This window comes from Brumicola pallidula DSM 14239 = ACAM 615 (genome assembly GCF_000428905.1).
In the GTDB taxonomy this organism is placed as follows: domain Bacteria; phylum Pseudomonadota; class Gammaproteobacteria; order Enterobacterales; family Alteromonadaceae; genus Glaciecola; species Glaciecola pallidula.
On record NZ_KE386815.1, the window covers coordinates 265,459 to 277,425 of the forward strand.

8 protein-coding genes are annotated in these 11,967 nt (G+C 41.7%); 3 read left to right on the plus strand and 5 right to left on the minus strand.

Annotated features, from left to right (window positions below):
- Nucleotides 1-83 precede the first annotated feature (83 nt).
- Entirely contained in the window at nucleotides 84-707 is a 624-nt protein-coding gene (gene grpE / locus G399_RS0115050) for a nucleotide exchange factor GrpE (RefSeq protein ID WP_006010473.1), read from the minus strand.
- Nucleotides 708-944: 237 nt separating this feature from the next.
- On the opposite strand from grpE, the gene G399_RS0115055 reads away from it, so the two are divergent.
- Nucleotides 945-4,355 (plus strand): hybrid sensor histidine kinase/response regulator, encoded by a 3,411-nt coding sequence (locus G399_RS0115055; protein WP_006010474.1) that lies wholly within the window; start codon nucleotides 945-947, stop codon nucleotides 4,353-4,355.
- A gap of 165 nt (nucleotides 4,356-4,520) precedes the next feature.
- On the opposite strand, the gene G399_RS0115060 is transcribed toward G399_RS0115055, so the two are convergent.
- From G399_RS0115060 to G399_RS0115075, 4 genes are all read right to left on the minus strand, one after another.
- A complete protein-coding gene (locus G399_RS0115060) occupies nucleotides 4,521-5,075 on the minus strand; it encodes a YceB family lipoprotein (RefSeq protein ID WP_006010475.1) in 555 nt (184 codons plus the stop codon).
- A 162-nt stretch (nucleotides 5,076-5,237) separates the two neighbouring features.
- Complete coding sequence (locus G399_RS0115065) at nucleotides 5,238-5,927, minus strand: crotonase/enoyl-CoA hydratase family protein (protein WP_006010477.1); 690 nt, start codon at nucleotides 5,925-5,927, stop codon at nucleotides 5,238-5,240.
- A 122-nt stretch (nucleotides 5,928-6,049) separates the two neighbouring features.
- Nucleotides 6,050-6,691, minus strand: coding sequence for a response regulator (locus G399_RS0115070; protein ID WP_006010478.1), 642 nt, complete (start codon nucleotides 6,689-6,691; stop codon nucleotides 6,050-6,052).
- A gap of 153 nt (nucleotides 6,692-6,844) precedes the next feature.
- Nucleotides 6,845-9,136 (minus strand): TonB-dependent receptor, encoded by a 2,292-nt coding sequence (locus G399_RS0115075; protein ID WP_006010480.1) that lies wholly within the window; start codon nucleotides 9,134-9,136, stop codon nucleotides 6,845-6,847.
- A 222-nt stretch (nucleotides 9,137-9,358) separates the two neighbouring features.
- Here G399_RS0115075 and G399_RS0115080 point away from each other — a divergent pair, with 222 nt between their 5' ends.
- The gene (locus G399_RS0115080; protein WP_006010482.1) at nucleotides 9,359-10,654 is read left to right on the plus strand and encodes a GntP family permease; all 1,296 of its coding nucleotides are present in this window, start codon (nucleotides 9,359-9,361) and stop codon (nucleotides 10,652-10,654) included.
- Between the two features lie 12 nt (nucleotides 10,655-10,666).
- Nucleotides 10,667-11,962, plus strand: a complete 1,296-nt coding sequence (locus tag G399_RS0115085) for an E22 family MetX-like putative esterase (RefSeq protein ID WP_006010484.1) — start codon at nucleotides 10,667-10,669, stop codon at nucleotides 11,960-11,962.
- Nucleotides 11,963-11,967: the final 5 nt, after the last annotated feature.

Sequence of the window (11,967 nt, forward strand, 5' to 3'; positions counted from 1 at the left end):
TCTAACCATGAAGTAGGGTCAGATGCTTGGCTAAAAAAACGCATCTACAAAGGTTCTCACCCTACTTCATGGCTTTGCGTTACTTATACTTGTGTATCTACACCGCCGCTGGCGGCGCGCGATACCATGACCATTGCAGGACGTAATAAACGTCCGTTTAAGGTATAGCCTTTTTGCATAACGGCCATTACTGTATTTGGCGCAAAGTCAGCTGTTTCTTGCATCGACATAGCTTGATGTAATTCTGGATTAAACGCTTCGCCTTGCGGATCAACAATTACCATTCCAAACTTTTCAACCACGTTAATAAATGATTTGAGGGTTAAATCGACACCTTCAACAACCGGCTTTATTGCGTCATTCTCAGCATCCGCAACTTGCATTGCGCGTTCTAAGTTGTCGAGCACAGGCAATAATTCGCCGGCAAACCTCTCGAGCGCAAATTTACGTGCTTTATCCACTTCCTGCTCAGCACGGCGCCTTGCATTTTCCATGTCGGCTCTAGCGCGCAATACAGAATCCTTTTGACCCTCTATCGTGCCATTGGCTACTTCAAGAGCGGCTTCAAGCTGCGCGATACGAGCAATACCCTCATCTTCGTTCATCGCTTGCTCTAATTCGTCAGCAGTCATTGTCTGTTCTTTATCAACACCCAATTCAGCCTCTAATTCTTGTTCGTTCACCGGTTTATTCTGCTCGTCACTCATTATATTCTCCGCGGACCTTTCACTTACTTCCTTCGTTCAGGTAACAACACCAAAACTTTTGCATGGGCTGTTAATGGGGTTACTTTTAATGGCTTCAAGGGAGAATGACAGATTAAATCCATTTTTTTTCAATTTGCCACTCGCATAACGAAAGTCTGATACCTTTTTCGTCCAAAAGGCATTAGGCTAGTGGCTAAGATACTCACACTCGCTTTATTGTTTTAGCAGGAGTTTTACTTGTTTTCGATTTACACCATTGGCCTGATTACACTTGTTTATCTAGGTGTGCTGTTTGCTATTGCATTTTACGGAAATAAAAAACGAGCCGCCTCTCCTGTCATATATTCATTAGCACTGGGTATTCACTGCACTTCTTGGGCGTTTTTTGGCACCACAACACAGGCTTCGCAGTTTGGCTGGGCGTTTGTTCCTACGTACCTAGGTGTTATTGTAGTTATGCTGTTCGCCTTCCCTGTTATTTGCAAAATTGCCAAATTGTGCCGCCAACATAACATCAGTTCACTCGCCGATTTTATTGGTATGCGCTATCAACACAGTCATATTATTGCTGGCATGATTACCCTTATTTGTTTTATTGGTGTTGTTCCCTACATTGCATTGCAACTCGACGCTATTACCCTAATGCTAAACTTGATGACCAAGGACAGCGAGAGTTTAACACCCAGTATTGGTTTTTATGTCGTTGGGCTGATGGCTTTGTTCGCGATTATTTTCGGCACCAGAACCCTAGACTTAACCGAAAAACACACAGGTCTAATGTATACCATTGCCTTTGAATCATTGGCAAAGCTAGCAGGGCTTGTCATTGTTGGCTTATATGTTTGCTATAGCTTGTTCGATGGTGTTTTTGACCTCTTTATTCAAGCATCAAAACATGAAGCAACTATTCAAATACTGCAATCTGATTTTTCAATTTGGGTTTTTGCTAGCCATGTTTTACTCGGTGTTTGCTCTATGTTTTGCTTACCACGCCAGTTTCATATCGCGTTTATTGAAAACAATAATGAAAATGAACTACTGCTAGCAAGATGGCTATTCCCATTGTTTTTGGTTTGCATGACTATATTCGTATTACCGATCGCACTGGCGGGTAATATTCTTTTAGATACAACCCAGTTTTCCACCGATAGTTTTGCTTTATCTATTCCTGTTAGTATGGGCAATGAGTGGGTTTCTGTTACCTCTTATATCGGCGGTCTATCTGGTGCTACCAGCATGGTTATTGTTGCCACGCTGACAATGGGCATCATGGTAGCCAATAGCTTTGTTACCCCTCTTTGGCTCTCAACTCAAGTGTTACCTCACTTGAAGAAGAACCTAGCACCTGCGAATATTTTACGGATAAGGCAATTTACGATTATTTTGGTCTTAGGTATCGCTTACTGGTATCACTTAAACATTAGCCAAACTGCACCATTGGTTAAAAGTGGTTTTATCGCTTTATCGCTACTAGCACAAATGTTTCCCACCATTATTCTTGGTGTGTATTGGAAAAACGCGACCAAATTGAGTGCTCTATTTGGCACTCTGATGGGCGCAGGATGCTGGGCCTACTTCATTTTATATCCTAGTATTCTATCCAGCTATTACTTTGCAGACGCTATTACCGACTATGACCTAGCGATTGGTTTTTATATTTCATTTATTAGTAATACCGTTATTTTTGTGGCAATTTCATTGTTTAATTCAGCTAAAAATAAATATTCAAATAGTAGAAATGAAGTGGCAAAAAGGTTCAATGCTCAGAGTTCGTTAACCCTTCCTGTGAATGAACGTAAAAGTAACTTTCAAATCCCGACCAATGACCTACTCGCTCTGATTAACCGGGTTATTCCTGAAAAACTCGCCACGGCCTTTTCCGATCGAGTGTCATTATCAGATGCCGCCAACTTAGCTTATGTCGAGCCATCGGTGCTTGCTCACGCAGAAAGGCTACTATCATCACATGTAGGAAACGCCAGTGCGCGCATTCTTCTTGCCGCAATTTCAATCAACAAAAAGGAAGATATTAACGAACTCACTGAGTGGATTGAACAAGCCTCACAAACCTTTCAATTCAATCATGAATTATTGCAATCTTCAGTTGCTCATATTCCTCAAGGGATCAGTGTTATAGGCTCGGATATGAGTTTAATTGCCTGGAATCAAAAATATATTGAGTTATTTGATTACCCAAAGCACTTTTTAAGAGTGGGCATGCATTTACGCGAAATTCTTCAATTTAATGCGTCACGCGGGTTAATGAATCAACCAGATACCGATTTATCATCCGAAGAGCTAATTGAAAGACGCATTGCTTACACACTGTCTGGAAGCGCCTATAAATTCATTCGCGATAATAAAAATGGTAGAGTGATCGAAATAGCAGGTAGCCCACTTCCAGGCGGTGGATTTGTAACCACATACAATGATATTAGTGAATATATTCATATTCAAAGACAATTGGAAGAATCAAAAGTAGAGTTAGAGACCAGAGTCGAGCAGCGCACGGCTGAATTAAACTCAGCAAAATTAGATGCGGAAATGGCAAATACAAGTAAAACCAAATTTTTGGCCGCAGCGGGTCATGATCTAATGCAACCTTTTAACGCTGCCTCATTATTTGCATCAATGCTGCATCAACGATTGAAAAGTGCAGATGACAAAGAGCTGACGCAAGGACTTGTTAACGCCCTAGAAAATGCCGACCAATTACTTTCGATGCTGCTTGATATGACAAAGCTTGAATCAGGTTTGTTTAAGCCTGACATGCATTCATTCAGTTTAAATCCATTACTTAAAAATTTGGTCAACGAGTACGCTGTTGTTGCACAACAAAAACACTTAAGCATCGATTATATTGAAACCAACGTTTGGGTGCACAGTGATCGTCGTTTGTTAAATCGGATTATTCAAAACCTAATTAGTAATGCGGTGAGATATACTGAAGCAGGTCGGATATTAGTAGGCGTTAGGAGAAGAAACGAAAACAAAATAGAAATTTGTGTATTGGATACAGGTAGAGGGATTGCTGATGACCAAAAGCGCTTAATATTCGATGAATTTAAGCAATTGGATAACAAAGGTAATAATGAAGGTATAGGCCTTGGCTTAACCATCGTAGAGAAAATGAGTCAACTCCTAAACCATGACGTTAAAGTACAGTCAATTGTAGATAAAGGCACGCAGTTTTCCATACGATTGCAACGCAGCAAGCGCGGCACAATGCCCACCGTCGAGAAAGAAGACAGTGTTAACAGCCAAACGTTTATGCAACACAAAACTGTTTTGCTAATAGAGAATCAAGCCCTAATAGCCAATGCAATGACTACTTTATTGCAGGGCTGGGGAGCGTTCGTTTATGTAGCTCATGATGGGAAAAGCGTTAGAAAATTTCAACAACAACCTTGCATTGACTATATTATCGCAGATTATCACTTAGATAATGGCGACAACGGTATTGATGTTTGCCAGTCAATCATCGCCTACAGACAACAACATAAACTAAATACGCCCTTATTACTCTTAAGTACGGCGGATCGTAGCCAAGCAATAAGACAGCAAGCAGACGTACACAATATGATTTATCTACCAAAACCCTTAAAACCCATGGCATTGAAAAGGCTTCTACAAAAAACCAAACCTTGAACCGGTATTATTTAGAACAATATTTAGGACTACTCAAACACTAACACTAATCAACCCTTTCCTTGCTGCACTCGGGCTTATTATTGTCATGATGTGTTTGAGCTGGTCAGCTGGCATATTTAAGAACTAGCATCACCGTTTCTTATACAACAAACGGGCGCTTCATTAAAATCGTGGAATAAGCTTAATAGCGCCTTCAACTACTTTCATAGTTAGTGGCAACTTACTTAATAAGGCAACTTTAGGAATGCTAGTATCTAACTTATATACAGGGTTAACAGCCAAAAAAGTATTTATTACTTGCATAACTTCACCGTCAAGTAAGGCCAAATTACCGCTGAAGCCACCCGCGTTAATATTGGAGTCTAGTAATTTTACATTGCGTAAGAAGATAGCTTTTCTCTCACTATCATAAAAAGGGCTACCTTCTATTTGTAAAGTTAAACGCACTGGGTACTGTAACAAAAAGGCATTGATCTTAGCGCTTGAATCAACGCTGAGCGAAACCACGTCCCGATTATCCGGACCAATGTTTACTGTCAAGCTAGTGACTTCAACTTGCACTGGAAAACCCATTAAGCTTATTTCTTCTCTTAGCTTGGGTAGTTGTTGATCCAATGCAGCTTCGATTTGTGAGTTTGTAAATGAATAAACCGTTATACCTTGCGTGCTAGTGCATGCGGTTAAAAATAACGTACCAATAATAAGTAAAATTCTCATGAAAACCTTCGTATTATATGAGTAGAGAGCATTAATAACCGCCTAAAAATCGCTCAGTGCGGCTTTAATAACGACCAATCTTTGATTATTTTCACATACACTCAACAAGACATTTGCAGCTGTAAGCTCAATTTCAGTCGCATCATTCTGGGCAGGGCGTTATTACAAACTCCCTCCCTTATCCTTTTCTATTGCGGCGTCTAACCTATGAAGTAATTCAGCTCTGGCTTTTAACTTGGTATTATAGTGAGCCTTCATGTCTAACTTCGTCATCGCTTGAGCAATAAAAGTAACCGTGGGCAAGAATTCAGATTCACTCACCACTTTGTCTAAAAAACCCGCTGTAATAGCGTCTTGCGGTGACACCATTTCAGCTAAAATAACACTGCGGTTGAAGAATACAGGGGCCAACCGACCTCGAGCTAATTCAACACCGGCATCATGCATACTCATGCCAATCGCCACTTCATTCAAACCTATTTTAAAATTGCCTTCCACACCTATTCTGTAGTCCGCAGAAAGTAATAAAAAAGCCCCCTTTGCGACAGCATGACCAGGACAAGCAACAAGCACCGGAAACGGAAATGCAAGCAGTCGTCGAGATAAGGTTGAGCCCTTCTCAACCAACTGCATTGCTAAGCTCATGCTTTCTCGCATTACGTTTAAGTCATATCCACCAGATAGCATGCCTTGTTTACCGGTGATCACAACAACCGCTTTAGCTTGTTCAGCTTGGTCGAGCGCGTTATTCATTTGATCAATAACTTGATGCGAAATTGCATTTACTTTGCCGTTTTGAATGGTAATAGTGGCAACTTTTTTTTCAATTTGAATAGCAACAACGTCAGTCATATGTTTCTCCTAAGGGTCACTTCTATGGGTTTAATTTAAAAATGTAATTTCTGCCGAATCTAGCAAAAATTAGCTGCAAGCAACATTTTATCTTTTTAGGCTGTCATAGCCAAAAGCATGCGTTATTCAAACGACATTAGTTGTTTAAAAATAACCCCTGCCTGAGTTCGATTGTTTACATTTAACTTTCGCAAACAAGCCGAAGCGTGCTGTTTAACAGTACTTTCTGAAATATCTAACTCGTAAGCTATCTGCTTATTTAACAATCCGTCAGCCATCATCCTGAGTACCTTTAATTGATGCGGCGTTAATTGTTCAATACGTTGCAAGGCATCATTGCCATCAATTGACGCATGCTCGCCTAAATGAGTTAAGTTTTCAGGTAACCACTCATTGCCATTCAGAACATCTGATACAGCTTCATTGATCAACTCTAACGAAGTCGATTTTGGGATAAATGCACTGGCTCCCAATTGTAAGGCTTTGACAATCAGTGACGGCGTTTCTTCAGCCGACACAACCACAATCAAAATGTTTGGAAATTCAGCACGAATTTGACTTAAGCCGGCCAATCCTGAGTTACCCGGCATTTTTAAATCGAGGAAAAGTAAGTCAATATCATCATGCAAGTTAAGCTGTTTTATAGTGGAATGAAAATCGGCAGATTCTAGTAAGCCATCACCTAACAGGTCGCTTAACGCCTGTTTGAGTGCGTTTCTAAATAAGGGATGATCATCAGCAATTAATGCTTTGATTTTGTCCATGTGGAAAATTAATGCCTTTGTACATTGGGGGTATGAATAGTAGAGGGTGTTAAATTAAGAGTCAATTTGAAAAGAGTTAAAAATTTTATTCTGTTGTATGCTCGTCATTCAAAAGCAAAAAAGGGGCGCTAGCCCCTAAAGGACACATGAAATCTAGAATCTATAGCCTACTGTCAGGTGAACCGTTCTGGGGTCACCATAATAGCCAATAAGTGTAAAGTCACCACCTAAGCCGGCTAGTAAAGTGCCATCATCTGCTACGCCAACGAAATCATAACCTCCGACTAAGTACTCTTCATCCGTAAGGTTTTTACCATGTAAGCTGGCATACCAATCACCCTCAACACTTTGCCAATTAATGCTCACATTAAATAGACCATATGCTTCTTGCTCTAACAATGTGCTGGTTTCAAATAACAGATAGTCACCTCTGTGGTAATATCCTGCGTTCATCGTAAAATCACCTACATCCGATTCAATGACGTAATTAGCCGATAAATTTACCGTTTGGCTAGGTGTGTTTGCTAGGCCAATCAGTGGTGGAACGGAGTTGTTTTTCTCAATTTTATCATCAATGTAGCCATACGCGAGATTGAAAGTAAGGTAGTCGCTAGCAACATACGTCACTTCCGCTTCAACACCTTTTGCCGAGGTTGCTGCTACGTTTCGCAGCACTTGCAGCAAATCAGTAGCGGTGTTGCCGTTACCAAGACCAACGTACTGGCGATCTTTATGATCAAGTGAGAACAACGTTACGTTGGTTCTAAAATTGTCATTCCAATCCGCTTTTAAACCCACTTCATATGAATCAACAATTTCAGGATTAACCCCGTCTTCGTTAGTTGTCGCTCTTGGATTAAAGGTACCTGACTTGAAACCTTGCGAGAAGCTTGCAAACAACATCATGTTATCAGCAGCTTGATACTCTAAGCCTAAACGCGGTGTAAAACGCGTCCAGTTTTCAGTTTTGGGCGCATCGAGTATGCCATCACCGTTGCTATCGCTGCCGAGTACCGTTGGCACTAGCTGTCCATCAGGTCTGGTATAGCCCGGGATCCAGTTAGACTGAGGATAGACGTTATCAAATATCAAGCCATTATTTACAATGGCTGTCTTGTCTTCGTCTGTATATCTTCCGCCTACTGTCATCGACAACTCATCTGTTACTTGGAACGTCGCTTGAGAGTATATAGCCCAGCTCTCAGAGTTATTGCACCCAGTTACTTCTCTAGTCAAACCAGGACTACCAAAAACATCGCGACCGAATAAACCAAGAATGGCATCAAAATTACCGCACGACTCACCGTCATATAAATATAAACCACTGACCATATTGACGCGGTCACCTGCGTAGTTCATCTGCAGTTCATGCGTGTTGTTCTCATCCGTATATTCGGCAGGTACGTCGAATATATCTAAGGCGGTATTATCAAAATCAATGTTAGTTGGTGAATAGCCCTCACGATACGAACCAATATATTTAAATTCCATTGCATCACTGAAGTCATAGCGGATCATCAGGCTGTAACCTTCCAGCTCAACTAAGTTTGTTGTAGGTAGGCTCGTGTATGAATCGTAAACGCTGTCTGGCACGGGTGCGTTAGTCCTTACGCTCGGTAGAAGGCGATAACCTCCTTTTGCGTTTGACGTATCTCTGGTTTTATCCCAATTGAACTTCACAAAGAGATCATCAGACGCTCTAAACTCAACGTCAACCCGCGCTGCCCATAAATCTTTGTTGTAGTTCTCTCGGTCTTGATTTGGTAATGCAGATTGTAAAAACTCGCCAAAACCATCTCGGCTTAAGTCTGCAAAACCGAAGCCGACATAAAGTTTGTCATCAAGAATAGGTAACTGTCCGGTTAACTTAATATCACGTTGGGAATAACTACCTAGCGTAGTTTGTGCATTAAACTCTGTGCCGCCGGTCATTTCTTTAGTCACGTATTTAATGGCACCTCCAATGGTGTTTTTGCCGTAAAGAGTTCCCTGAGGACCGCGCAATACCTCTATTCTTTCAACATCAATTAGGTCTAATACAGCACCTTGTGGGCGCGCCATATAAACATCATCAATATAAATACCAACGCCAGGCTCATAGCCCCACAATGGGTCTTGTTGGCCTACACCCCGAATGAAAGCAGTCAACGTTGAGTTGGTACCGCGACTGGTCTGCAATGTTGTGTTAGGCGAAAATTGTTGTATCTCGGTAATAACCGAAATACCCTTTTCACTGAGTTCTTTGGCCCCAATTGAAGTGACCGCGATAGGCACTTCCTGTAAATTTTCAGACGTCTTACGCGCTGTTACTTGAATTCTTTCTAGTTTACTTTCTTTAACTTCTTGTATTTCTTGCGCTTGAACTTGTGGCCCTATTGATAAAGCGGCACTTACCGCTAATGCGCACAGCGCAAGTTGAGGCTTTTTATTCATTGTCGTCTTCATTTTTATCCCCTTAAAGGTATTTCTGTCGGTAGTGTTAACTAATTATTCTTGCTAGCAGTAGCGGTCTGTTACTAATCTAGGGCAAAAATGCAAAAAGGTAACTAGTACCATCGTACTATGGGCAATGCAGCCCTTATGTATCAAACTTACTTCTCACCAACTTGTTGTAGCTATGCAATCTGCGGTCACAGATTTTTCACTCGGCAATTAGGAAAAAAAATAATGATAAGTTTAATTGGCTTGGTAGGTGGTTTGGGTCTACTAATATGGCTCACGATCCGCGGGATGAACCTATTTATAGCAGCTCCGTTGTGTGCATTGGTTGTTGGACTGACTAGTGGGCTCCCGGTATTTAGTGGCGAAAGTAACTTTGTAGAAACATACATGTCAGGATTTACTGGTTTTATTGCGTCTTGGTTTTTCATGTTTTTATTGGGTGCACTGTTTGGTAAATTTATGGAGGACACCGGCGCAGCCGATGCTTTATCCAAATGGATTGTCAGCAAATTAGGTTATAAACAAGCGGTTTTTGCTGTGGTTGCCGCATGCGCCATTCTTACCTACGGCGGCGTGAGTGTATTTGTAGTGGCTTTTTCGGTTTACCCGATGGCCCTGAGTTTATTTAAGGATGCAAACTTACCTCGACGCTTCATACCCGCGACGATGGCCTTCGGGTCCGTTACTTTTACCATGACATCGGCGGGTTCACCTGAAATTCAAAATTGGATCCCAATAAAATATTTAGGTACCTCACCTTTCGCGGCATGGGAAGTGAGTTTGGTGGTTGCCATATTTATGGCGCTTTTTGGCTACTGGTGGCTTAAGCGCATGGTAGGTAAAGCGGTATTAGCCGGGGAAGTATTTGAAGCAAAACCGGAAGATCCTGAAATAAAAGAGCGTACCTATCCTCACCCAATTACGGGTTTTATTCCGCTTTTAGTTGTTCTTTTATTATCATTCTTTTTGCACGAATCGTTAGCTCAACTTGCCTTAATAGTCGCATTAGGAGGCGGTGTATTGACCCTAATGATAATTAATTTTAAGTATTTTCAAAACCTAGGAAAAGCGGTTAATTTAGGTACTACAGGTGCCCTACTTGCCATCGGCAATACCTCTGCAGTGGTCGGTTTTGGTGCGATTGCACAAACCACCAGCGCATTTCAAGAAACCGTTCAAGTAATGACACAAATTCCGGGTAATGAACTAATCGGGGCAGCAATTGCCGTTAGCGTTATTGCGGGCCTAACAGGCTCTGCTTCAGGTGGACAAGCAATTGCACTGCCTTTAGTCGGACCACATTATTTAGATCAGGGCGTGGATCCAGAAGAATTGCATCGAATTGTCGCAATAGCCTCTGGTGCCTTGGATTCTTTACCGCATAATGGTTATGTTGTCACGACTATTCGCGCAATATGCCATGAAACGCACCAGCGAGCATATGGTCCGATGGCCGCCTTAACCGTTGCTGTGCCACTTATTGGCTTAACGCTAGCCATTGCCCTATTCATCATATTCTAGGAATCAACCCATATGCAAAATCACGTTTCAAAAAGCCGGTTATTACAAATACTAGGCAAGCGCCTTAATTTCGCTTTGCACCAGCAAAGTGTGGCGAGAAAGGCAGCATTGCTTTTTGTGCTTGCTTTTTCGCTTACGGTTATATCGATAAGCCGATCCGTTATAGCACAGGAAAGTTCGGATACGCAGCCACAATTACTAAGCCAAAAACAAGTACACAGTATTGCAGACTTTACAACATTCAATGGCCAAAGTATTAAAGAGGTGAAATTAGGATGGGAAAGTTACGGTGAATTAAACGCCGATAAATCAAACGCGATTCTGATAACACATTACTTCACAGGGACTTCTCATGCGGCAGGTAAATATGCGGCATCCGATGCCACAAGTGGTTATTGGGATAGTATTATTGGGCCGAACAAAGCCATAGATACTAATAAGTTTTTTGTTGTCAGCATGGACAGCTTGGCAAATCTAAATGTAAAAGACAAAAATGTAATCACAACCGGTCCAGCCAGCATCAATCCTGCCACAGGCAATCCTTATGGCCTCACATTCCCGGTTATTACTATGCGAGATATGGTCAATACACAAAAGTCATTACTGGAGTCACTTGGCATTCAAAAACTATATGCGGTAGCGGGCCCCTCAATGGGGTCAATGCAGGCAATAGAATGGGCTACGGCTTATCCTGATCAGGTCGAGCGACTTATATCAGTCATAGGCTCGTCGTTTAGTGATGCTTGGACAACCGCTGCACTCGAACAATGGACAATACCCATTAAGCTCGATCAATATTGGCAACAAGGTAACTATTACAAATCCCAGCCACCGACCGAAGGATTAACAGCTGCACTCATGTTTATTACGCAAGTAGCACTGACGCCTGATTACTTTAATCAAGTTGGTGTGGACCTAAAACATCAGCCACTGGAGTCAAAGCCACTGATGGATATACAGGCGCGTCATGGTATTAATGATTGGTTGTACAATAGAGCAAAAGGGCGCGCTGAAAACATGGATGCTAATAGCTTGCTGTATTTGGTGAGAGCCTGCCAACTCTTCATGGCTGGACAAAAACAAGATCTACGCACCGGCCTAAAGCAAATGACCGCCAAATCGCTATTTTTGCCGGCTACGACAGACTTATTGCTGATGCCATACAATGCACGCAACACTTATAAAGAACTAAAAGAGATGAACAAAGACACTAAAATTGCTGAGATCCAAGGTCATTTGGGACATTTGGAAGGCGTATTGAACATTCATAAACACAGCGCAACCATCGCTGCATTTTTAGCTGAATAGCCGAG

Coding starts and splice junctions, on each gene's coding strand:
- grpE (WP_006010473.1), bottom strand. CDS start 707: ATGAGTGACGAGCAGAATAAACCGGTGAACGAACAAGAATTAGAGGCT.
- G399_RS0115060 (WP_006010475.1), bottom strand. CDS start 5,075: ATGAGAATTTTACTTATTATTGGTACGTTATTTTTAACCGCATGCACT.
- G399_RS0115065 (WP_006010477.1), bottom strand. CDS start 5,927: ATGACTGACGTTGTTGCTATTCAAATTGAAAAAAAAGTTGCCACTATT.
- G399_RS0115070 (WP_006010478.1), bottom strand. CDS start 6,691: ATGGACAAAATCAAAGCATTAATTGCTGATGATCATCCCTTATTTAGA.
- G399_RS0115075 (WP_006010480.1), bottom strand. CDS start 9,136: ATGAAGACGACAATGAATAAAAAGCCTCAACTTGCGCTGTGCGCATTA.
- G399_RS0115080 (WP_006010482.1), top strand. CDS start 9,359: ATGATAAGTTTAATTGGCTTGGTAGGTGGTTTGGGTCTACTAATATGG.
- G399_RS0115085 (WP_006010484.1), top strand. CDS start 10,667: ATGCAAAATCACGTTTCAAAAAGCCGGTTATTACAAATACTAGGCAAG.